This window comes from Gilliamella sp. B3464, from assembly GCF_026536145.1.
Lineage (GTDB): Bacteria > Pseudomonadota > Gammaproteobacteria > Enterobacterales > Orbaceae > Gilliamella.
Genome location: NZ_JAFNOQ010000006.1, coordinates 13552 through 37951, shown reverse-complemented (window position 1 = coordinate 37951; position 24400 = coordinate 13552). Strand labels below are relative to the sequence as shown.

Here is a 24400-nt window from a genome sequence, read left to right as displayed (position 1 = left end):
GGGAACACAGGTATGAAAAAAATAGCCGTTTCAAAATTAGTTATCAGTCTAACGCTTGCCTGTATGCCGTTGATAAGTTCAGCTGCTGAACCACTAAAACAAGAGGGTAAAACAACACTTTATCAACGAGTGCTAAGTACACCAACTTGTGAATTGAAAAAAAATATTACGGATCCAACAGGCGCTACATTACCTGCTTTTTCTCGGTATTATGTGTATGAACGAAAAACAGATAATAATCAAGAGTGGCTTAGTATTGGACCTGATTCATATGGTAATACTGTAGGTTGGATAAATAATTCCTGTGCAATAGCATGGAATATGCAAATGACATTGGTTTTTACCAACCCAGTTGATCGTGATCCTCTATTATTTTTTAAAGATAAAGCGGCTTTAACCAAAATTGTAGATTCAGATCAGCCCGAAACTTTGTTAAAACCCATTCGAGACTCACTAAACGCTGATAAAGCAACGCCTGAAATTGTGGCGCAAGAGCCGAAAGCGTATATTGATTTTAAAACAAACTTTTATTTATTACCTATTTTACAAGGTGAAGAGGTGATGAATGGTAAAGGTTTTTATGAGCGAGTTTTAGAAGTCGCTTCAGTGAGTAAACAAGATAAATTGGTTAAAAATAACACTAATTCTAACTCCACTAATAACCAAAGCTCGGATGATAATACGGCCAATCAAGTTGTACCATTTAAAGCTGCAATTGTTTTTGTCATTGATTCAACCATATCAATGGATCCTTATATTTCAAGAACCAAAGAGGCAGTTGAACGTGTTTATCAACATATTGAAAAGGAACACTTACAAAATCAGGTTAAATTTGGTTTAGTATCGTTCCGCTCTAGTTTAAAAGCGTCTGATAAATTGGAGTTTGTTTCTAAAATTTTTGTTGATCCTAATAAAGTTCAAAATAAAGAAGAGTTCATGAAATTAAGTGCTTCACTCAAGCAAGCGACTGTTTCAACTTCTTATTTTGCAGAAGATTCTTATGCAGGTGTTGCACAAGCGCTAAATGATATCAATTGGAATAGTTTTGGCGCGCGATATATGATTTTAATTACTGATGCTAGTGCCATTCCTGGTGACGATAAACTGTCTAGCACCGGTATGGATGCTGCACAATTAAGGCTTGAAGCTCAGCATAAAGGTGTTGCTATTTATGCACTGCATTTAAAAACACCAAGTGGTGAAAAAGATCATCAAGTCGCTGCCGCGCAATATTCTGATTTAACCTACAATGATTTTATTCATAAATCACTTTATTACCCTGTTAATGCTGGTGATGTTCAAGAATTTGGTAAGAAGGTTGATTTATTAGCTGATGCGTTGTCTGAACAAGTGAAATTAGCATATAAAGGTGAAGCATCTGTAGGTAATGCACTTAATGCTAAAGATGATGATTCGGATATGCTAAAAGATGCATTATTATTGAGTAAAGCAATGCAGCTTGCTTATTTAGGTGATACCAATGGAACGAAAGCCCCTTCAGTTTTTAAAGCGTGGATTGCGGATAAAGATTTTGTTAAACCAACAATACCAACAGCAGAGCCTCGGATTTTATTAACTAAGTCGCAATTGAGTGACTTAAGTGATGTGGTTAGTAAAATTGCTAATGCAGCTAATGATGGATTGATTTCTTCTGATGATATGTTTTCACAATTACGTTCTGTTGCCGCAGCTATGGGGCAAGATCCAAGTAAACTAAAATCAGATTCAGTTACCAAAATTGCTGATTTAGGTTTGCTTGGCGAATATTTGGATAATATTCCTTATAAAAGTGATGTTACTGGACTGGATCAAGATACTTGGAAAAGCATGAGTGGACTTGAACAAGAAAAATTTATTCGTAATCTTAATAGCAAAATTCGTTATTATCAGAAATGTAATGCCGATGTTGATCGTTGGATTTCATTAGCTGAAGGTAGTGATCCTCGTGATAATGTTTATCCTATCCCATTAGAAATGTTACCGTAAAGCTCATGTTAACAATAAAGCAATTAGCCATCTCTCGCTCTACAGGCAAATCTTTTTTCAACGTTTGCCTGCCAGAGCTATCATTAAACGCAGGGCAAGTTGTCGTGATACAAGGCGATAGCGGATCGGGTAAAAGTACGTTGCTTGAAATGATTGGCATGATTCTAAAACCTGATGAGCTGGATTGTTATAAATTAGTTTTAGATAATAGCGATATTGATATAGCTAAATTAATTCACCGTAATGATATCGATGAGTTAGCGATTATTCGTGCTCGTTATTTAGGATTTATGTTACAAACTGGTGGTTTACTGCCGTTTTTGACTATTCGGGAAAATATTGTATTACCGCTTAAATTACTTCAGCTACCCGTTGATATGTCAAGATTCGATTATTTAGTCGACAAGCTTAACATTGCACATTTACTTAGTAAATATCCTAAGCAGTTATCAATTGGTGAAAGGCAACGAGCATCGTTTATTCGTTCGATTATTCATAAACCAGCACTATTACTCGCTGATGAACCGACTTCAGCGTTAGATCCATATAACGCCAATTTACTGTTTGATTTGATTATTGAACAGGCAAAACAAGATAATATTGCCGCGATGATTGTTACGCATGATTGGCAACGTATTGCAAGTAAAGGCTTATTTACTTTATCGGCCAAATTAAACTCTCCACAATCATCAGTTTTTTTACCATTACAAAGCAAGGTATGCGTCGATGAGTAAAATGATATTAAAATGGTTGCTAATCATACGGTTATCATTGTCTGATTTATGGTACGACAAAAAAGTTTCATTTTGTATTATCGCATCGGTCATATCGGTCATTACACCATTATTGTTATTATTCAGCTTAAAATATGGCGTAGTTTCGCAGCTACGGCAGCAACTACTTAATGATCCACAAAATTTAGAGATAAAGATTGTGGGTAATTTAAATCTGGATGATGCCATGTTTGACTGGATAAAAAAACAACCTGAAACTGGCTTTGTGATTCCTTTAACGCGTTCGCTTAATACTCAAGCCGATCTAGTCAAAGATTCAAGCCACTTTGTGAGCAGTGCTGAAATTATTCCTACAGCGAGTGGCGATCCGCTTACACAGGATTTGCCTTCTATTAATGATAAAACTCAAATTTTATTAAGTGCATTATCAGCGGAAAAATTGCAAGTAACTGTGGGTAGTCATATAAAATTATTTATTACCCGTCAATTAGATGGCAAGTTCGAGAAAGGATCAATTGAATTAGAGGTCAAAGGTATTATTCCTGACAATCGCTATAGTCGTGCTGCCGCGTTTGTCAGTTTAGATTTACTCATTGCAATGGAAAATTTTTATGATGGCTATCAAAGTGAATTATTTGCAACTAATACCGGTAAAAATAATCCGCCACCCCATTCATTATTTGCAAGGGCTCGCATTTATGCCAATTCGTTAGATAACGTAGCACCATTATCGTTTAAATTAAGAGAAAAGAACATCGAAACACGCACGCAGTCTAATGTCATTGAAAATGTTAAAGCGATTGATCGGGTACTCAATTTTATTTTTAGCGTGATTGCAATAACCGCAGGACTAGGTTGTATTTTATCGTTTGCGGGTTCGTTTCTATCAAATATTGAACGTAAGCGCAAAGATATTGCTTTTATGCGATTACTTGGTTTCCAATCCAAAGCGATAATGGGGTATTTAATCAATCAAGCCGTTATTTTGAGTTGTTTGGCGTTTTTCGTTTCCTTTGTGTTATTTTTATTAGGCAATTATGCCTTTAATGCTGTGTTAGGTAAAAATTTGATTTCACAACCAATTGTAAGTCGCTTACAATTTTACCACCTTATCATTGCATTTTTGTTGTGTATAGTTATTTCAGGTGTCGTTGTAGCCATAGGAGGTCGACGTGCTATTAAGATCCAACCAGCAGAAAGTTTACGCGAAGCGTAACTTAAAACAAATTGCTTTTTGGGGATTAACTATCAGTTTATTTCCGTTAAGTTGCTATGCTGAACCTTGGAATAGTAATTTTTTCAATCCAAAACCAGCAAAAGATGATGTTATTTTGCCTATGCCATGTGATGGTAGTTTGGTAATGAAAAAAATCTATACACCAACGAATAAGCCTTTAGATGATATTAAAGTTATTTTAGGCAGTAATCAAAAAGAGCTCGGTTTTGCCGAATATGCAACCCCCAATTATATTTCTGGTAGTTTTTCTGAAAAGGGAAAAGAGCGTTATTATTTGATTGGCAAATATGAAATAACCGCTTTGCAATATCAAGCTGTCATGAGTGATACTTGCCCCACAGCAAAACTAGCACTTACCTTTCCTATTACCAACATTAGTTGGTTTGATGCTGTTGCTTTTACTGATAAATATAATCGTTGGTTGATTGAAAATCAGTCGAAGATTAACGCTAATACCTTACCGAAAGGTTATATCCGTCTACCTAATAATACCGAATGGGAATATGCAGCTCGTGGAGGGTCAAAAGTGACAGATTCTGAGTTCCGTGAAATGCGTTTCCCAATGACGGCAAATTTAGAAAATTATGCATGGTTTTCTGGTGCAAAATCAGCCAATGGTAAATTACAGCTTATTGGACGCTTACAGCCTAATCCTGTTGATCTTTATGATATGTTAGGCAATGCTAGCGAAATGATGTTTGATTCTTTTCGTATGAATAAACTTGATCGTTATCATGGTCAACCTGGTGGTATGACGGTTAGAGGTGGCAGTTATTTGACACCTGAATCGTCAATCACCACTGCTTTTCGTATTGAAAAACCGTATTACGATGATAAAGGTGCTTATAAAAGTATGGATGTCGGTTTTCGAGTGGTCTATACAACTGAAGTGATGTCTAGTAGCGATATTATCAAAGAATTAGACAAAGAATGGAATGAATTAGGCTCAGAAGCCGAAGAAAATCAAAAACAAAATGTGGTGAGTGAGCTTGAAAAAATCACTAAACAAGTCGAAGATGAAAAGACTAAAAAAGAACTCAATCAACTAAATACCCTTTTACGTAGTGCCAATCAAGCTCGCGACGAACAGCGAAACCGCTCAATTCAATCCGCGCTACAGTTAGGCGCTTTTTTGTGTGCAAATGTCTCTGACTTAAATAGTAAATTTGAATATAATAATAATTTATATAACACCATAAATAATGAAGTTTGTGAAACAAAAGATTCAGAAAATGTTAATAATGACGGTGTGTGTTCACCCGAAAAACTCAATAATTTAAAACACGTTCTTGATGAGTCGAAAAATGCCAGAGACTTTATTTTAAAATATTATGCTGACACCATTGTTAATACCGCATCAAACTATGAAAAAAATACTCTTGATGAGCAAGCAAAGCCCACGCAATTTATTTTAGAAAACAGTGGTAAAGCGAATATGAGTGATTACTTAAAACTTTATTTACAACATATTAATCAATATATTGAGTCTGGTAAGATTGAAAGAACAACTTGGCTGCAATCTTGTAATGAGATAAAAGGAAAGAAATAATGAACAAAATGATAGGTACACTTGCTTTATGCATTTCTCTAGTTTTGGCAGGTTGTCAATCTACATCTGGCGGAGCGAGTACAAAAAATGTCGATCCTGAATTAACTAAAGGTTCAACTGCTGAATTTTTTAGTAAATCTGCATGGCAATCTTGTGCCATAGGTGCAGGTATTAGTGGGCTTGGCTGTGTGTTATTAGGTGGAAAACCTGCTGCATGCCTTGCTTCTGCCGCTGTTGGTTGTGGAGTAATGATGGGCGGAAATTATTATCTGGATAAAAAACGAGCAGAATATGCTAATGCTGAGGCGCGCATTGATGCCTATATTCAAGATGTTCAACAAAACACCGCAGAAGTGCAATCAATTACACGAAGTGCTAAAGATGTTGTGGATAGAAATTTAGCTACGCTTAACGCTTTAAATCAACAAATAAAAAGCGAAAGTGTCAATAAAAAGCAGGCTCAGAAAGAGTTAACTCAAATCGACGCGAATATTGCTTATTTAAATGATAAATTAAAACGAATTAAGAAAGTTGAAAATGATTGGGTTAACCTGTCTGTTCAGGAACAACGATCCGGTGTGAACGTCACTAGATTGGATCAAGAAATCGGTCAATTACATAAACAAATAGCAGCACTTGAAAAACAAGTGAATTTAGTTACTCAACAACGCTCAGCTGTTAAGGTTGGTTAATTATGAAAAAAATATCTTTTATCTCTATTTTATCGCTTGCTTTACTCGCCGGCTGTTCTACAACTCCAGAACAATGTGATCCTAAAAATACTAATATCGGTATTATGGATAAAATAAGTTGCAATTATTCCGGTAATTATCAGGCTAGAATTGATCAGAAAAAACAAATTCTTGAGAACGAACAAAGGGCTAATCAACAATTTAAAGAGATTTATGCAAATATCGAAAAACAGAAAAACGATACTACGTTGAGTGTAAAACAGAAACAAGCTCAGCAGCAGAAGTTAAAGCAAGATCTGTCTAAATTAACGAGCGAAATAAAAGCAAAAGCGAAAGGTCGTGACGATTTATTAAAACAAGTTAATGACATTGAGCAACAGTATAATCAAGTAAATAAATCAAACAAATCAGAAGTAGAAAAACAGGTCGAACTGGATAAATTAAATAAAAAACTTCAACAATTACAGAAAGCATTAAATATTTAGCTATCTGAAAACTTGAACAGTATTATTTATTTGAAAAGTTAAAATTAAGGAATATATTGCGCATGCAACGAATAGCAAGGGTTATAGTTGACCATAATGACTCACAAAAAATGGCTTTATTGGATCAATATAATTCTTTGTTATCGTTGTTAAAGCCCAATTTAACTCAGCGATCATTTTCAATTCTCGCGATACCTCGATTAATTGATGATAATCAATATTTATGTTGGTACACCGAACTTCAAGGACAGCCTACTTCACTGAGTGATGTTAATGATGAGCTCGTGAAGAAACAAGTTACTGAAACGTTACAAACACGCATCAACGATATTGAATTATCCGTTAAGTCAATGCGTTTAGATAGTGAGCAACAAACATTAGTTTTGTCTTGGTTACCAAGAATTAAAAGTTTAGGTAATCAAATTTATGTTGTTAATGGTGAACCTGTCATTGTTAATTCTTTTGAAGAACCAATTTTACCCAAACCTACGCCGGTTCCTCCTGTGGTTGCCCCAAAATCATTTTGGCGATGGTGGTATTTGTTATTGTTGGCATTATTGCTATTAGGACTTTTAGGTGTGTTAGGGTACTTTTTTTGCCCATTTAATAAAGATAAAAAGCCTGATGTTATTCCGGCGTTAATAATTATTCCGCCTGTGTTAGTTAACAAGCCACCAGCTCCTGTTGTTGAACCGCCGACGAAAGAGCCTGAACCTGTTGTTCAGCAACCTGTGCCTGAGCCAGTAGCTAAAAATTGTATTCGAAAAGAAGACGTCGCCCATAATAATGACGCCTCTAAAATGGTAATAATATTTGATAATTCAGCATCAATGACATTGACATTAATGGAGTCAAAATCCGCAATAGATCAATATTTAAAAACTAATTTGAATTCCATGTCAGAAAGTCAAGCCAACGCTTATGAAGCAAAGATGACTAGGTTACCTAATCGTTTATCAAGTAGTAAAAAAGTGGCACTATCCACAATTGATAAAATACAGCAAAATATTGATATCGCATTAGTGACACTTACAAGTTGCCCAGTCGCTCAAACCACATCATTTTATAATTATACTAATCGATCAAAGTTAAAAAATAAAATCAATAAATTAAATCCGTTAGAATATAACAGCGCAACGCCACTTTATAGTGGTATACAACAAGCCAGTAAATTACTTAATGGCGTAAATCGTGATGACTATATTTTAATTATTAGTGATGGTGATGATAATTGTACTAAAAGTAATATTTGTACGTTAGCGAGTAATATAGCGGCTAAGCAACCACGTTTGAAAATTAATATTGTCGACATTGCAGGGCAACATAAAATTGACTGTGTTGCTCAAAGTACTGGTGGTAAAGTTTACATTGCACAAAATCCAACAGAAATTGTCAATCAAATGAATCATGCTGTGTCTGATATGAATATTAGTAAACCGATTTGTGAGTAGTGTAAAGCGATAATAAATTTTTGATGTTGTTGATAAAAACAGCCTTGAGTTAATAAGCTTGTTTATTATACGTTCAAAATAGAAGGAAATGCGTGAATAATGCAACGAATAACCCGGATTTCAATTGATCATAATGATTCAACTAAGTTGGCTTTATTGGAGCAATACTCCTTAATGTTATCGTTGTTAAAACCGCATTTGACAGAACGCACTTTTTCCATTTTTGCTATACCTAAACTTATGAGTAACAATGACTATTTAGGTTGGTATACTCATCTTGAAGGGCAACCGATATTAATTGATCATGTTGCAGATGAATCGCATAAGCAAAAAATAAAAGATACATTAACCACGCGAATTAATGATATTGAAACGGCGATTAAATCAATTCCTTTAAATGATGAACAACAAAAATTGGTAGCTTTATGGTTGCCTAGAATAAAAAATTTAGCCAATCAAATTTTTGTTATTAATGATGAACCCGTTATTATTTTCGATCTAGCAAAACCCGTTTTATCGCAACCGGTTATTCCCCCTGTTACGGTTTCAAAATCATTTTGGCGTTGGTGGTACTGGTTAATTTTGGCATTGCTATTACTAGGATTATTGAGCCTATTGTGGTACTTTTTTTATCCATCTTCACCAGAAAACAAGGCGCAATCTGTTCCTGAGTTAATTATTATTCCGCCAGTATTAGTCAATAAACCTGAACCTGTATCTAAGCCGGCACCGGTAGTGGAACCTCCGAAAGCGCCGCAAGTTGTCGCTACGCCAGAACATGATCCCGTACCTGCTATAGAGCCAGAGCCTGTCATTAATACTCAAGAAGTACCCAAAGTTAAACCAAAACCTAAGGTTAAAAATCCGCCTAATTGTATCACTCAAGATGAGATAAAGAACAATCCAAATCCATCGAAAATGGTTATTGTGTTTGATAATTCCCTATCGATGACTGCAACTTTAGCTGAATCGCCAGCAGAAGTTGAGCAATTTTTTCAATACCTGTCTTATGGTTATCCTCGTAATATGTCCGAACAGGAAAAAGCTGATTATCAGAAAAAAATGACGCGTTTACCCAGTCGTTTATCGACAAGTAAAGGCGTAGCGTTATCGAGTATCGATAAAATACAACCCAATATTGGTATATCGCTTGTCACGTTAAATCGCTGTCCGGCGGCAAATTTTACGCAATTTTATGATTATGCTGGTCGTAGTATTTTAAAAAATAATATCACCAGACTTAATCCATCAGGTGCAGGTGGGGGTGGAACACCACTTTATAGTGGACTTGAAAAAGCGAGTAGTATGTTAGATGGTGTGAATCGTAATGATTATATCTTGATCATCAGTGATGGTGAAGATAGCTGTTCAAGGAATAATATTTGTACTTTAGCGAATTATATTTCGACGCAGAAACCAAAATTAAAAATTAATATTGTCGATATAGCAGGTGAACATAAAATTGATTGTGTTGCGGATATGACAGGAGGGAAGGTCTATATCGCTCAGAGTCCAAAAGATATGATTAAACAGATGAACAATGCGGTGTCTGATTTGAAAATAAATAGACCTGTTTGCCAATAAAGACAATAATAAAGTATTAAGGCATTAACTTATCTTACAAAATAAGGCTAATTTGCTTTAGCCATCACTATCAATCACTATAAAAAAACCAGATGTTTATCTGGTTTTTTGTTATCTGTAATAGGGCTGATAGGCTGTTAAAAATCAAGATTAGCCGCTTTTAGCGCATTTTCTTCAATAAATAAGCGACGTGGTTCAACTTCATCTCCCATTAAGGTAGTAAACAGCTGATCAGCTTCGATTGCATCTTTTATGGTCACTTGTAACATGCGACGGCTGGTTGGATCCATTGTTGTTTCCCATAACTGTTCTGGGTTCATTTCACCAAGCCCTTTATAGCGTTGAATGGTTAAACCACGACGAGATTCACGAATTAACCAATCTACTGCCTCTTCAAATGAGTTAACTGGCTGTTTGCGATCACCTCGTTGAATGAAAGCACCATCTTCCAGTAAACCTTTTAATTGCGCACCTAAATGACAAATATTACGGTATTCATTACTATGAATAAACACTTGATCTAATGCATAGTTATTATCAACACCATGTGTTCTTACTTTAATTATTGGCACATATAATTGTGTTTTATCGTTGTAGTCTGCTGAATAGCGATAACTGCTACCGTGTTGTTCTTTGCTGGCTAAATTATCAATAATGGTTTTAGCCCAATGTTGTGCTGATTGTTGATTCTGTAAAATACTTTCATCTAAAACATCATGATAAACCAATTCAGAAAGTAACGCTTTAGGGTAACGACGTTCCATTTTGGTAATGAGTTTTTCAACTTTTTGATATTCAGCAATCAGTTTTTCAAGCGCTTCGCCAGCAAGTGCTGGTGCATGATCATTAACATGTAATGAGGCATCTTCTAATGCTAATGCAATTTGAAATTGTGTCATTGCATCATCATCTTTAATGTATTGTTCCTGTTTGCCTTTTTTAACTTTATAGAGTGGAGGTTGTGCGATATAAACATAACCACGTTCAATAATTTCTGGCATTTGACGATAGAAAAACGTGAGTAATAATGTGCGAATATGTGAACCATCGACATCGGCATCGGTCATGATGATAATGCTATGATATCGCATTTTATCTGGATTATACTCATCACGACCAATCCCACAACCTAATGCTGTAATTAATGTTGCGACTTCTTGAGAAGAGAGCATTTTATCAAAGCGAGCTTTTTCAACATTTAGAATTTTACCTTTTAATGGTAAAATTGCTTGGTTTTTACGGTTTCGTCCTTGTTTGGCTGAACCGCCCGCAGAGTCCCCTTCCACTAAATAAAGTTCAGATAAAGCAGGATCTTTTTCTTGGCAGTCAGCAAGTTTGCCAGGTAAACCGCCTAAATCCAATGCGCCTTTGCGTCGAGTCATTTCACGTGCTTTACGTGCTGCTTCACGCGCTCTGGCTGCATCGATAATTTTACCGACAACAATTTTCGCATCAGAAGGATTTTCAAGTAGGTATTCGGTTAACTTTTCACCCATAACCGATTCCACTGCTGATTTAACTTCTGATGAAACCAATTTGTCCTTAGTTTGTGATGAGAATTTAGGGTCGGGAACCTTGACAGATACGACAGCAATAAGCCCTTCACGTGCATCGTCACCGGTGGCACTAATTTTTGCTTTTTTACTGTATCCTTCGCTTTCCATGTAATTGTTTAGTGTACGAGTCATAGCACCACGAAAACCGGCTAAATGGGTACCACCATCACGTTGAGGAATATTATTAGTAAAACAGTAGATATTTTCTTGGTAACCATCGTTCCATTGCAATGCAACTTCAACACCAATATTATCTTTTTCGGTACTGAAGTAGAATATTTTAGGATGAATTGGATTCTTATTCTTATTCAAATATTCTACAAATGCTTTAATACCACCTTCATAATGGTAGTGCTCACTTTTACCTGTACGTTCATCAATGAGTTTAATAGAAACACCAGAGTTTAAAAATGATAATTCGCGTAGCCTTTTTGCTAAATGTTCATAGACAAATTCAATATTGGTGAACGTTTTTGGACTTGGCCAAAAACGAACATAAGTCCCTGATTCAGTGGTTTCACCAATAACTTTAAGCGGTTCTTCTGGCACACCTAAATGATAGGTTTGCTTGTGTATTTTTCCTTCACGATAAATGACAAGTTCTAATTTATCAGATAAAGCATTAACTACCGAAACACCAACACCGTGTAAACCACCCGATACTTTATAGGAATTATCATCGAATTTACCACCAGCATGCAAAACAGTCATGATGACTTCAGCTGCTGAGATACCTTCTTCTTTATGTATACCCGTTGGAATACCGCGTCCATCATCACGAACGGATACAGAGTTATCAGGATGAATGATTACTTCGATATGGTTACAGTAACCTGCTAATGCTTCGTCAATGGCATTATCAACGACTTCAAAAACCATATGATGAAGGCCTGTTCCATCATCGGTATCTCCAATATACATACCAGGACGTTTGCGGACTGCATCAAGCCCTTTAAGCACTTTAATACTAGATGAATCATAAGAGTTAGACATGGATTTTTTGACCTATTTAATTTCTTTTATCGTTTCGTACAATTATGAAATTATACCAGATTTTATGTTAAAAATCTTATCATTTTCATCGATCATCTGGGTTATTTGGTCTTGGTTAACGGCTGTAATAAACACTTGTGAATTTGCAAGTTTTAAACGTTTTGCTAATAGATTTCGTTTATTGTTATCAAGTTCAGAAGCAAAATCATCAATTAAATAAATACATGATTGCCCTGTTTGTTTTGAATAATACTCACCTTGTGATAAACGTAAAGCACACATGAGTAGTTTTAACTGACCACGTGATAAAAGATCTTCAACGGGAATGTTGTCAACTCGAAATTTGATATCTGCTTTATGTGGACCTAGCGAGGTATAATTAAGTAATTTATCTCGTTCAAATTGCTTGTAAAGTATTTCTGCATAATCACTGCTGTGTTCCCAACCTTGATAGTACAGGCAATTTAATTGATATTCAGGTAGAAAATCTACACAGGTTTTTATAATTTTTGGAAAAATATGTTGAGTATAATCCGCTCTAATCTGGCTTATTTTTTCAGCAACCGGGACTAGCTGTTTATCCCAAGGTAATAGTTGGTTATAGTTATAAGATTGTTTTAATAACGCATTACGCTGTTTATATAATCGTTTTAAATTGTTCCAAAGATAGACAAATTCAGGGTAATGGTGAAAGCAGCCCCAATCGATAAAAGCTCGTCGATATTTAGGACCACCAGTGAGTAAATCAAAACCCTCTGGCGTAATGAGTTCAATAGGCAATAGTTTTGCTAAATCAGTGAGCCGAAAACCTTCATCACCATCAATTTTTATTTTGTTTTCATTATTGCGTGTTTTTGATAAGCCAATTGTGCGTGTTTGTTGATTGGCAGATTCAATTTGGCTAAATAAAATTAATTCAGGTTGTTCATGTTGTATAATTCGATTGGATTGAATATGTCTAAATGCCCGGCCATGCCCAAGCATGTATATTGCTTCAAGTAGGCTAGTTTTTCCACTACCATTATCACCAATGATGTAGTTAAAATGCCGAGATAACGATAACTCGGCATGATCAATATTACGAAAATGATGAATTTTGATTTGTGAAATTGTCATATAGTATAAAATAAGGCTTCCGACTGGGATCAGAAGCTAAGAGAAGTTATGATTATAAGCGCATTGGCATGACAACATATGTGGCAGATTGATCATTGATATCTTCAATTTGAACACTGGATGTTGCATCAGTTAATAAAAGTTGTACGCTATCACATCTTAGAGTATTTAATATATCTAATAAATAGGTGACATTGAAGCCGATTTCGAGCTCTGATGATTGATATTTAACATCAATTAATTCTTCTGCTTCTTCTTGTTCTGGGTTATTGGCCGTAATTTTTATCTGATCATTATGTACGTATAATCTTATTCCACGAAATTTTTCGTTGGATAAAATTGCCACACGAGATAATGCATTTCTTAATTCATCACAGGATACTTCAAGTGGTTTATCTGGGTTTCTAGGTAATACGCGTTTATAGTCGGGAAATCTACCATCGATGAGTTTTGAAGTGAAGGTAAAATCGCCAAGATTAACGCGTAAATTATTATTACCAATTTGCATATTAATCAGTTCTTCATTATCGGCAACTAATTTTGCAAGTTCTATCACCCCTTTTCTTGGCATAATGACTGAGCAAGGGCTAGCAATATTTTGACCAATTGGTTGAGCACAAACGGCTAAACGATGCCCATCAGTTGCAACTGTCTTTAATAGACCGTCTTCAATTTCAAATAACATACCATTTAAGTAATATCTTACATCTTGATTAGCCATTGAAAATTGAACAGCATCAATAAGTCGTTTTATTGTTTTTTGCGGAACTGCAAGATCAACATCGCTTTGCCAATTTTCTAAATTAGGAAAATCACTAGCAGGTAAGGTCGCTAAGGAAAATTTACTTCGACCCGATTGAATTATTAATCGATTATCGTCAACGGTTATCGAAATTTGCGCATTATTGGGTAAATTTCGACAGATATCGAGGAATTTTCTTGCTGGAACTGTTGTTGCACCCGGTTCATTTGCTTCAGTTAAAGGTAAATGCGCAATCATTTCGATTTCAAGATCGGTGCCTGTCATTGATAAAGTATTATCGTTCACTTGTAATAATAAATTACCTAAAATGGGTAACGTTGGACGGCTACTTAAAGGTGCGCTGACAAGTTGCAGTGGTTTGATAAGTTTTTCGCGATCAATAATAAATTTCATAATGTTGATTCTTTTTTAAGTTGATAATGTTCGAATTAAATTGGAATAATCCTCTTTAATATCATTGTTTTCTTCTTTTAATTCTGCAATTTTTCGACATGCATGTAAAACGGTAGTGTGATCTCTGCCACCAAATCCATCACCAATTTCAGGTAAACTTTTATTGGTTAATTCTTTAGCTAATGCCATCGCAACTTGACGAGGTCTTGCTACAGAGCGAGAGCGGCGTTTAGATAATAGGTCTGATACTTTAATTTTATAATATTCCGCCACAGTTTTTTGAATATTTTCAATAGTCACAAGTTTTTCTTGCAATGCGAGTAAATCTTTTAACGCATCTTTAACAAAATCAATCGTTATCGCTTTACCTGTAAAATTAGCATTGGCAATGACTCGGTTTAATGCACCTTCTAGTTCTCGTACATTAGAACGTAAGCGTTTAGCAATAAAAAATGCTACTTCTTCAAGTAACTTTATATGATTTTCTTCTGCTTTTTTCATTAGTATCGCAACGCGAGTTTCAAGCTCTGGTGGTTCTATTGCTATTGTTAGCCCCCAACCAAAACGTGATTTTAAACGATCTTCAACACCATTTATTTCTTTCGGATAGCGATCAGATGTCAAGATAATTTGTTGATTACCTTCTAATAATGAGTTAAAAGTATGAAAAAATTCTTCTTGTGAACGCTCTTTATTGGCAAAAAATTGGATATCATCAATTAATAACGCATCAACTGATCGATAGTAATTTTTAAATTCTTCAATAGCATTATTTTGTAATGCTTTGACCATATCTTGCACAAATCGTTCCGAATGCATATAAACAACTTTTGCATTATTTTGTTCTTCAATTATTTGGTTACCAACTGCATGCAATAAATGTGTTTTGCCTAAACCCGTTGATCCATATAAAAATAATGGGTTATAGGCTTTACCTGGGTTTTCTGCCACTTGTTTTGCCGCCGCGACAGCAAGTTGGTTAGATTTACCTTCTACAAAACTATCAAAGGTATGTTTTTGATTGATTCCTGAATGATAATTATAGTTACTATTATTTTCTTTAGTTGTTTTCCATGCCGGAGCCAGATCAGCTTTCGGTTGTTCCTTTTTGACTTTTTTATCAATTGATAAAGTAGAGCCAACTTCAAGATATAACTTCAAAGAATCATTATTAAAATGTTTATTTAATAGTTGTGATATGGTTGTGAGATATTTATTTCGAACCCAATCGAGCACAAATCTATTTGGGGCATAGATGTAAAGTTTATTATCAACCATTTCCGCTTGCAATGGCCGAATCCATAAATTAAATTCAGTTGTCGGAAGTTCTTCTTGTAATTGTGAAAGACAATCTTGCCAAATAGCGGTAGGCACAATAACCCCTTTAATTATAATTACTAACAAAACAGTACTGATTATAATCTTTTTTGTGGGTAATTTATAGATCGAAGGTGATATATTATTTAGTTACTAACCAAATCTTATAAATAAAAAAACCCGGCATCAGCCGGGTTTTAGTGATTAAATCAATCAAAATTAATTGGTTGAGTCGATCACTTTCACTTCTTTAACGTTACGTGCTTTAACTTCAATTTCAACACGACGATCTGGTGCTAAACATGCTTTTAAGTCAGCGCCGCGAAGTGCATTACATTTAGTACCTGTAACTGGTTGAGATTTACCCATACCACGAGCACTAATTAAATCAGCTGGAACACCTTTTTCTACTAGGTATTTCATTACTGAATGTGCACGTTGTTCAGATAGTTTTTGGTTGTAGCTGTCTGAACCAATACGGTCAGTATGACCAATTACAACAATTGCACTTTGAGTTGGGTTAATTTTAACAAGAGATGTTAATAGGTTATCAAGTGCTTGACGTCCTTCTGGTTTTAAATCAGCTTTTGCATAAGCAAATAGAACATCTTCGTTTAATACATAACGGTTTTCTTGAGTTTTAACTTCAACTTCTGGAGCAGCAACTGCTGGAGAACCTAAACGGTAAGTAATACCTAAAGTTAACAAGCCTGAATCAGGTGATGCATCACTTTTAGTATGAATATGTTGAGTGTATTGGTACTCTAAACGAGTAGAGAAGTCTTCGTCTAAGCGATAATCAAGACCTAATGCATAAACTGGAGATACATCAGTTTTAGTGCCACCATGACCATAATAGTCTTTATAGTCACCACTGTTTTTCCATTTAGCAATAGTCACCATACCACCAGCACGACCGTAAACATCTAAATCGTCAGAGATGAATGATAATGGATAGCTTAATTTACCAGTTAAAGAAACACCTTGCGCAGAAACTTTGCTGTTACCTGCTTTGGTATTATCATCTGACCAAGTTCTTTTATATTTAGCTGAACCTAACCAATCATAGCCTAATTCAAATGCTAAATAAGGGTTAGCTTGGAAGCCTACAAAAGCACCACCAGCAACGTTGCTACGGTCTGAAGTTTTAATGCCAATTTCATCATCACCACGAACTTTATGTGCATCTAAGCTATAAAGTTCTCCCCAACCTAATTTAGCACCTGTATAAAAAGTGTTGTCTTCATATGCTGCGTTAGCGGCAGTAGCTGTTAAGCTTGCAACTGCAATTGCTAGAGCTAGAGTTGTTTTTTTCATTTTCTTGCCTCAACTTATATGTTGTTATAGACGTTGTTTAGTTTGTTTTTATTTAAGTTTATTTGAAATAAACTAATAATAATTTATCTTCAAGTAAATTATGCTATACATAATCTTTCGTAATTATAGCATACTTTATATGCAAAGCTAGAGTTTATAATAGAACACTAAAAAAATATTTAAATAATATTATCAAATAATTTTGTTAATCACGAGTGTAAACTCATTAATGGTATTAGCTAAAACGTTTGACATAATAATAAAATCAGCTTCGAGACGCTTATCAAATTCATCTGAACCGATGTCTTCATTTTCATCTAAAATGATAGAATCAAACTTGATTCTTTTTAACGTCAAATCACTGTGTACAATGAAATTCACACCTCTATCATCAATAATTTTCATTTTTGTGATCCATTTTCCTGAATCAAAATGAATTAGCATTTCATCGCTAGTGATGTCTTGATTTTTGCAACTAATAATGCCATTTCCTTCAAGCGGATCTTTCAATTCAGCTTGATCGCCTAATATAAAAGGTGGAAAGCTAAGTTTTTCTTTAGCCCAAGTTGTTAATATTTGTTCTAGCGGTTTATCAATTGATAACGGTGTTAAGGCAAGTGCGCCTAACTCTTTACGTAAAATAGCTAAAATATCTTCGGCTTGTTTAAAATTGCTACTATCGACAATGATACGTTTATTGTCGGTATCAATCCAAAGCCAATAGTGATTATATTTACTAAAGGCTCGAGGCATGAGATCAATCATGACTTCATCTTTTAATGTCGCTTTCTCATTTTTAGTTAATTTTCTACTTAATGTTTGCTCTTGTTTATCTATCTTTTCTAATAATGCTTGTTTGATAACTGGCGCAGGTAATATTTTTGTCTCTTTTTTTATACGTAGTAAATATTGGCCATTGATATCAATAATTAAATTATCTTGGTTATCATCACGATAAGGTGATACCCAACCTATTTTAGTGGTATCAAGGTTACCACAGGGTGTAAACAGTTGGGATTTGACTGCTTTTTCAATAGTGTCTTTATTTAGTAAGGTGTCATTATTAAGTTGGTAAATAATGGCATTTTTAAACCAAAGCATGTTATTACACTTCCTAAGTTTTATTTAGGATAACTATTTTACCATAATTGTCGTAAATAAAGCGTACGATAATAATACGATTGACCTATTGTTTTATCATCAGCTTTAATTCTAAAACAGACCAAAACACTTAGAATTTATAAGATAATCCCATATAAACAGAAGTAATTGTACTGCTGTCTACCATTGGACTATCGGCAGCATCACCGGTTAATTTATCAACGTGAACACCACCAAAAGTAGCAATATTATCCGTTAATGAATATTGGGCGCCGATTTCAGCATAAGGGGTTACTGAACTATCAGCATTAAAATAACGTAATCCAGAGCGAGATGATTCTCTGTGAGATACGCCATAGTAATAATCGTTATGTTTGCTGTTTGCCCAATTGATACCAATGGTTGGTACTATAACTAAATTACCCTCTAGGTAAGGTAAGCTATAATCAGCATTAGCTAAAATGCTGTTACTTTCATTAAGAACATCGGTACCAACACTACTAGAAAAACTGCCGAAGTCAGTATCAATTGAATATTCGATTTCTGCAAGTAGAGTAGAATGGCGAGTATCTAATTGTTTTAAGCGGTGATTATCAGAATCATGAGGTTTAAATTCATTAGCTAAATAGCGAGCACCAATTGAAAGACTTTGTCCATTGGCCTGATATGCATAAACACCTGCAGATAAATCATCGATAAAAAATACACCGTTATCATAATCAATATGTGGAACTGGATAAATTTTCGAGCTGTAATTCTTATATGGTGATGTTGCCCAACCTGCTCCAATTCCAATAGAAGTTGGATCAGCAGAAGCAATAGGTATGTATGTTAAAGTCATTAGTGTAAATATATAAGTAGCACAGCGCGATTTTTTCATTTTCTTTATACCCATTAAATTTCTAATGCCATTGTCTGGTCGAATATTTTTGTTTTAATTGAATTAAAATGAATGGTCACAAAATCTATACATTAATTGTACATTGTAACAAACAAATTTCTTGAATAATAATGCCACATTTTATCATATTTGAATATGGATTAGTGAGATAAATTATGAGTAAACCAACTTTAGAAATGATTAACAGTCGCCCTGATGATGCCACTCTATTAGCCGACGAAGCCAAATATTGCTCTTTTGGTGATACCGTTCATTATGTTGAACCGCCAAAAATTTTCGATGGCTGTGAAGGTAGCTACATGTACGACAAAGAAGGTAAAGCCTTTCTTGATTTACAAATGTGGTATTCAGCATGTAACTTTGGTTATGCAAATGAACGATTAAACAATGTTCTAAAAAAACAGATTGATACCTTACCACAGTGTGCAAGCCAATATTTGCATCCAACCAAGATCGAATTAGCAAAAACCATTGCTCAAGGTATGGAGCAGCGATTTGGTTATCAAGGTCGAGTGCATTTCAATGTTGGTGGTTCACAATGTATTGAAGATTCGCTAAAAGTTGTTCGTAATGCAACAGGCGGTAAGTCACTGATGTTTGCTTTCCAAGGTGGATATCATGGACGTACACTGGGTGCCTCTTCAATTACTTCAAGCTACCGTTACCGTCGTCGTTATGGACATTTTGGTGATCGTGCTATGTTTGTTCCATTCCCATATCCGTTCCGTCGTCCAAAAGGCATGACTGCTGAAGAGTATGGTGAACATTTAGTTGCTGAATTTGCGCGTTTATTTGAAACAGAATATCACGGTGTATGGGATCCAAAAGTAGGTCAGGCTGAATATGCTGCATTTTATGCTGAGCCACTACAAGCAACGGGTGGTTATATTGTTCCGCCACGTAATTACTTTAAAGGTTTGAAAAAAGTTCTCGATCAATATGGTATTTTATTAGTTGTAGATGAAATCCAAATGGGCTTTTACCGTACTGGTAAATTATGGTCAATTGAACATTTTGATGTTAAACCTGATGTGGTGGTATTTGCTAAAGCATTAACTAATGGTTTAAATCCATTAGGTGGTTTGTGGGCTCGTGAAGAGTTAATTAATCCAGAAGTGTTCCCTGTTGGATCGACGCATTCAACTTTTGCATCAAATCCACTAGGTACAGCCGTTGGTCTTGAAGTGTTAAAAATGACGTCTGAAACTGATTACGAAAAAATGGTAATGGATAGCGGTGCATATTTCCTTGAAGGCTTAAAAACACTAGAGAAAAAACACAAAGAGATCGGTGAAGTAGATGGTTTAGGTCTAGCACTTCGTGCTGAAATTTGTACTGATGATGGTTTTACAGCCAATAAAGCTTTGGTTGATAAAATGGTAGACATTGGTATGTCAGGCGATCTTGATTGGAAAGGTACGAAAATGGGCTTAGTGCTTGATATCGGTGGTTATTACAAAAACGTAATTACATTTGCCCCTTCGCTACACATTACTCGTCAAGAGATTGATCAAGGTATTGAATTACTGGATCAGTTAATTACTCGAGCTAAAAAAGAGCTTTAATCCATTATTTCTAAATTTTCCCGCTAATGGCTATTAGCGGGATCTCTTATTCAATTCAAACAGTTAACATTTATATCGTTATGAAATATATTAATCAGTTAGAGCCTAATGAATTAATAGACAATTTTTTAAATCATCCTCCACATAATTTTGCTGCTTGGCTAAGTGATGGTGGTGTGCCTGTTTTTTCAGCAAAGTTCGATTTATTGACAACAGCTGATGATAATTTCAAAAATAAAATTGAAAAATTACCACTATCCAAAAAATGGCGGCACTGGTTACAACCTAAAACATGTTTTGTTGGGACAACTGTCTCTGAATATGGCATGCTCAATGATAAAGTTGATGCAAAAAAATTAGCGGGTAACCTGAAAGCAAGTTATAGCAAAGAATATCCTTTTGTTATTGTTAAAGATTTACCTTTATCTTCCCCCTTATTGAGTGATAAAGATAATCAATATTCTGCCGAATTTATATCAGCGTTAAAAAATCAAGGTTTTATTGAAGTTGAAGGGCAAGCATTAGCTTGGTTACCTATAGATTTTGATAGCTTAGATGAAGTTTTTTCACGTTTTTCATATAGTCGTCGAAAAAATTTTAGGCGGAAATTAAAATCTCGCCAAAAGCTAGAGATTAATGTTTTAAATAGTGGCGATGACTGTTTTTTTAATGATGCTGTTTTAGATAAATATTATCAACTTTATCTTAATGTTTATCAGCAAAGCGACGTACATTTTGATTTGTTAACTAAACCATTTTTCGTGCAATTATTACAGAACAAATCTGCTCAAACACGTATTTTTACTTATTATCATGACAATGAACTTATTGGTTACAATATCTGCTACGTGGTCAATAACATGTTAATTGATAAATATATTGGTATGGTTTACCCCCAAGCTCAAAATCTCAATCTCTATTTTGTCAGTTGGTTTGTTAATCTTGAATATGCAGTTGAAAACGGCTTTAGTCACTATATTGCCGGTTGGACCGATCCCGAAGTTAAAGCATCACTTGGTGCCAAATTTACGTTAACAAAGCATTTAGTTTATATCCGCAATCCTTTATTAAGAGTGGTAATACGTAAATTGATTGGTCACTTTGAAAGTGACAAGGAGAAAGTAGCATGAAATGCCCTATAATTCTCGACTTTGATCAAAGTGTCGGTGAAATTAGTGATGCTAAAAAAATAGATTTAACCGCTTGGCAAGAGACTCTGCGTTTTGGATGCTCTCGAACTAAATTTCAACAATTTAGCGCAAAACTTCAACAATTTTTACCTGAGCATTATGGTACAGTTTTGATGGGAAGCGGGGATTATCATCATATCTCACTATTATTGATTGCGCGTTTAGCGAAATATTACTCAGCAGAAAATCCCATTGAAGTAATAATTTTTGATAATCATCCCGATAATATGCGTTACTTATTTGGTATTCATTGTGGTTCATGGGTCAGTTATGTCGCAAGCTTACCGTTTGTGAAACAGGTACACGTATTGGGTATTACCTCACATGATATTGGCATTAGCCATTTTTGGGAAAATAGATGGAAACCACTTTTTCATAAAAAACTCACTTATTGGAGCCTAGGTGTTAATGTGTCATGGGCAAAAAAAATAGGTTTAGGTCATGCATTTCGGCATTTTTCTACTCCAGATGATCTTATTGCGAGTTTTTTATCTGAACAGTATCACAATGCAGAACCCGTTTATTTATCGATTGATAAAGATGTATTAAGTGAAGAGGTTATTCATACCAATTGGGATCAAGGTCAGTTACAGACTTACCACCTATTGGATGTTATTTCATCGATTAAACAGCGTGTTATTGGTAGTGATATCACCGGCGAATTGTCAATATGGCAACCATCGAACTGGTTTAAGCGCTTTTTAAGTTCGTTAGATAAACAACCCATCATACCGGCTGATAAGTTACAAACTTGGCAAAGTGAACAACATCAACTTAATTTGACCTTGTTAAAAGCATTAGTTATATAACTGAAAAATCGAATAGAAAGTGTAGTTGTTTTAATAGAAAACCACCTACACTTTATTGAATAATTTAGGTTTAATTTAATGATTGTTTTGTTGAGTTAATTTGTTTTCAGCTATCGCTAAAAACACAATTCCTGACACAATTAATATTGTTCCAATCAATTTAAATAAGGTTATTGGCTCGTTAAATAACCAAATTGATGCGATCATAACTGTCACCACTTCAAAATGAGAAGCGGCAAAAGCGGGTCCAACTGGTGCTTTTTTTAGTAAGGTCATCCAGGTAAAAAACGTGAAAATATAACCAGCAATTGATATATAGATCCATGGATTAGTAAATACGCGAACCAGCCAATCAATACTCATCGCTAAAGGTTCAGCGTGAATTGCTGCTAATTTAAAACTGCATTGTGCAATCGTATCAAAGATGAGTAATACTGTGAAGCCAATTAAATAAAATCGTGCCATATTAAGACAATCCCACAAAAATAACGCCAGCTGTGATTAAAAGCATACCAACTATACGATGAAAGGTGAGAAGTTCCTTAAAAACAATACGACCAACCAACATGATGGTAATAATATTAAATGAGGCAAGTAAAACACCCTGTGACAGTGGAACTAATGTTAAAAATGCTAACCAAAGTAGGAATTCAGCAATATAGGATATAATACCAATCCAAATCCAATGATTTTTTGATAAATCGATCCAATAGTACCAACCGTCACGATTATTTGTTGAAGTTGCAGCGAATTTAAAGGCTATTTGCCCTAAAGTATCAAAACAGATATTGCTAACCCAAAGTATGATGACTAATGGTGACATTAAGTGTTTGTTCCTTCTACTATACCGTTAAAAAAAGAAACACATTCTTTAATCACTTCGCGGCGTTGAGAATCAATGGTGATTAAATGATAACTCTCATTTAATACGATTAATTTTTTAGGTCCCGATACATGCTTTTCAACTAATTTGGCATTGGTTTCAATATTTGCGATATCATCATTACCCGAATGCATAATTAAACAAGGTGAGGTAACATTCGGCAAAATTTGTCGTACATTTTTTGCTAATAGTTGCATTTCTGCCAGCGCCGGAAAAGGGTTACCAGCAAGGCCGGCAGACGCTGCATCGCCACTAAGCATACTTTCTGAAACGACAGCACGAATTCGTTCATCTTTAAGCCCGTAAGGCGGCTTTTCAATAAAAGAAACTTTTTGAAAAATACCTAATTTTTTAAAATAGACGAGTAAGAAAAAGAATTTTTTTGCCCAAAAAGGCATACTCCAACCATCATAATAAAAAGTGGGCGCAAGCACACCCACTCCCTTAATTTGTTCAGGTCTGTCAGCTGCTAACTTTAACGCTAGCAGGGCGCCCATTGATAATCCCGCCACAAAAATATTATCTACATGGTTGGCTAGATAATCTGCGCCATCTTGTACGCTTTTATACCAATCTTGCCATGTGGTTTTACAAAGATCGGCTTCAGTCCCACAATGGCCAGCTAATTGTATTGCATAAACGGTGAATCCAGCTTTATGTAGGCCATTTGCTAAAATTCTCATCTCATTTGGTGTACCTGTTAATCCATGAATTAAAAGCACCCCATTTTTATTACCTGGTAAAAAGTAAGATAAATCTTGAATTGTACTCATTATTA

Annotated in this window: 21 protein-coding genes; 11 read left to right on the top strand and 10 right to left on the bottom strand. The window is 35.0% G+C overall.

What is annotated here, in order from left to right; genetic code table 11:
- The first annotated feature begins 12 nt into the window (after positions 1–12).
- From J3U57_RS08150 to J3U57_RS08115, 8 genes are all read left to right on the top strand, one after another.
- A complete protein-coding gene (locus J3U57_RS08150) occupies positions 13–1986 on the top strand; it encodes a vWA domain-containing protein (RefSeq protein WP_267344423.1) in 1974 nt (657 codons plus the stop codon).
- 5 nt (positions 1987–1991) lie between these two features.
- Positions 1992–2720 carry an ABC transporter ATP-binding protein gene (locus J3U57_RS08145; RefSeq protein ID WP_267344424.1) on the top strand — a complete coding sequence of 243 codons (729 nt, stop codon included), beginning with the start codon at positions 1992–1994 and terminating at the stop codon, positions 2718–2720.
- A complete protein-coding gene (locus J3U57_RS08140; protein WP_267333886.1) occupies positions 2713–3936 on the top strand; it encodes an ABC transporter permease in 1224 nt (407 codons plus the stop codon). Before J3U57_RS08145 ends, J3U57_RS08140 begins: the two co-directional genes overlap by 8 nt.
- Positions 3893–5506, top strand: coding sequence for an SUMF1/EgtB/PvdO family nonheme iron enzyme (locus tag J3U57_RS08135; RefSeq protein ID WP_267344425.1), 1614 nt, complete (start codon positions 3893–3895; stop codon positions 5504–5506). The genes J3U57_RS08140 and J3U57_RS08135 overlap by 44 nt, the downstream gene beginning before the upstream one ends.
- Positions 5506–6198: a hypothetical protein gene (locus J3U57_RS08130; protein ID WP_267333884.1), complete on the top strand. Its 693-nt coding sequence runs from the start codon at positions 5506–5508 to the stop codon at positions 6196–6198. The genes J3U57_RS08135 and J3U57_RS08130 overlap by 1 nt, the downstream gene beginning before the upstream one ends.
- Positions 6199–6200: 2 nt before the next feature.
- Positions 6201–6683 carry a hypothetical protein gene (locus J3U57_RS08125; protein ID WP_267333883.1) on the top strand — a complete coding sequence of 161 codons (483 nt, stop codon included), beginning with the start codon at positions 6201–6203 and terminating at the stop codon, positions 6681–6683.
- A gap of 62 nt (positions 6684–6745) precedes the next feature.
- Positions 6746–8134, top strand: a complete 1389-nt coding sequence (locus J3U57_RS08120) for a VWA domain-containing protein (protein ID WP_267344426.1) — start codon at positions 6746–6748, stop codon at positions 8132–8134.
- Positions 8135–8233: 99 nt separating this feature from the next.
- Positions 8234–9718, top strand: coding sequence for a vWA domain-containing protein (locus J3U57_RS08115; RefSeq protein ID WP_267344427.1), 1485 nt, complete (start codon positions 8234–8236; stop codon positions 9716–9718).
- A gap of 137 nt (positions 9719–9855) precedes the next feature.
- Here the strand turns inward: J3U57_RS08115 and gyrB are convergent, their stop codons facing one another.
- The 7 genes from gyrB to J3U57_RS08080 all read right to left on the bottom strand — a co-directional run bounded on the left by gyrB (position 9856) and on the right by J3U57_RS08080 (position 19154).
- The gene (gyrB, locus tag J3U57_RS08110) at positions 9856–12267 is read right to left on the bottom strand and encodes a DNA topoisomerase (ATP-hydrolyzing) subunit B (RefSeq protein ID WP_267333880.1); all 2412 of its coding nucleotides are present in this window, start codon (positions 12265–12267) and stop codon (positions 9856–9858) included.
- A gap of 42 nt (positions 12268–12309) precedes the next feature.
- Entirely contained in the window at positions 12310–13383 is a 1074-nt protein-coding gene (recF, locus tag J3U57_RS08105) for a DNA replication/repair protein RecF (protein WP_267344428.1), read from the bottom strand.
- Positions 13384–13435: 52 nt separating this feature from the next.
- Positions 13436–14539, bottom strand: coding sequence for a DNA polymerase III subunit beta (gene dnaN, locus J3U57_RS08100; RefSeq protein ID WP_267333878.1), 1104 nt, complete (start codon positions 14537–14539; stop codon positions 13436–13438).
- A gap of 15 nt (positions 14540–14554) precedes the next feature.
- On the bottom strand, positions 14555–15913 hold the full coding sequence (dnaA, locus tag J3U57_RS08095; protein ID WP_267333877.1) for a chromosomal replication initiator protein DnaA: 1359 nt from the start codon (positions 15911–15913) through the stop codon (positions 14555–14557).
- Positions 15914–16075: 162 nt separating this feature from the next.
- Positions 16076–17173, bottom strand: coding sequence for a porin OmpA (gene ompA / locus J3U57_RS08090; protein WP_267344429.1), 1098 nt, complete (start codon positions 17171–17173; stop codon positions 16076–16078).
- Positions 17174–17365: 192 nt separating this feature from the next.
- Positions 17366–18274: a recombination-associated protein RdgC gene (locus J3U57_RS08085; RefSeq protein ID WP_267344430.1), complete on the bottom strand. Its 909-nt coding sequence runs from the start codon at positions 18272–18274 to the stop codon at positions 17366–17368.
- 130 nt (positions 18275–18404) lie between these two features.
- On the bottom strand, positions 18405–19154 hold the full coding sequence (locus J3U57_RS08080; protein ID WP_267344431.1) for a MipA/OmpV family protein: 750 nt from the start codon (positions 19152–19154) through the stop codon (positions 18405–18407).
- Between the two features lie 176 nt (positions 19155–19330).
- Between J3U57_RS08080 and J3U57_RS08075 the strand changes: the two genes are divergently transcribed.
- The 3 genes from J3U57_RS08075 to J3U57_RS08065 all read left to right on the top strand — a co-directional run bounded on the left by J3U57_RS08075 (position 19331) and on the right by J3U57_RS08065 (position 22739).
- A complete protein-coding gene (locus tag J3U57_RS08075; protein ID WP_141671563.1) occupies positions 19331–20740 on the top strand; it encodes an aspartate aminotransferase family protein in 1410 nt (469 codons plus the stop codon).
- A gap of 80 nt (positions 20741–20820) precedes the next feature.
- A complete protein-coding gene (locus tag J3U57_RS08070) occupies positions 20821–21870 on the top strand; it encodes a GNAT family N-acetyltransferase (protein WP_267333872.1) in 1050 nt (349 codons plus the stop codon).
- Complete coding sequence (locus J3U57_RS08065) at positions 21867–22739, top strand: arginase family protein (RefSeq protein WP_267333871.1); 873 nt, start codon at positions 21867–21869, stop codon at positions 22737–22739. The genes J3U57_RS08070 and J3U57_RS08065 overlap by 4 nt, the downstream gene beginning before the upstream one ends.
- 75 nt (positions 22740–22814) lie before the next feature.
- Here the strand turns inward: J3U57_RS08065 and J3U57_RS08060 are convergent, their stop codons facing one another.
- The 3 genes from J3U57_RS08060 to J3U57_RS08050 are packed head-to-tail and all read right to left on the bottom strand — an operon-like array spanning position 22815 to position 24395.
- A complete protein-coding gene (locus J3U57_RS08060; RefSeq protein ID WP_065634527.1) occupies positions 22815–23204 on the bottom strand; it encodes a DMT family transporter in 390 nt (129 codons plus the stop codon).
- Position 23205: 1 nt separating this feature from the next.
- Complete coding sequence (locus J3U57_RS08055; protein ID WP_267333870.1) at positions 23206–23562, bottom strand: EamA family transporter; 357 nt, start codon at positions 23560–23562, stop codon at positions 23206–23208.
- Positions 23562–24395, bottom strand: a complete 834-nt coding sequence (locus J3U57_RS08050) for an alpha/beta hydrolase (protein ID WP_065634529.1) — start codon at positions 24393–24395, stop codon at positions 23562–23564. Before J3U57_RS08050 ends, J3U57_RS08055 begins: the two co-directional genes overlap by 1 nt.
- Positions 24396–24400 lie beyond the last annotated feature (5 nt).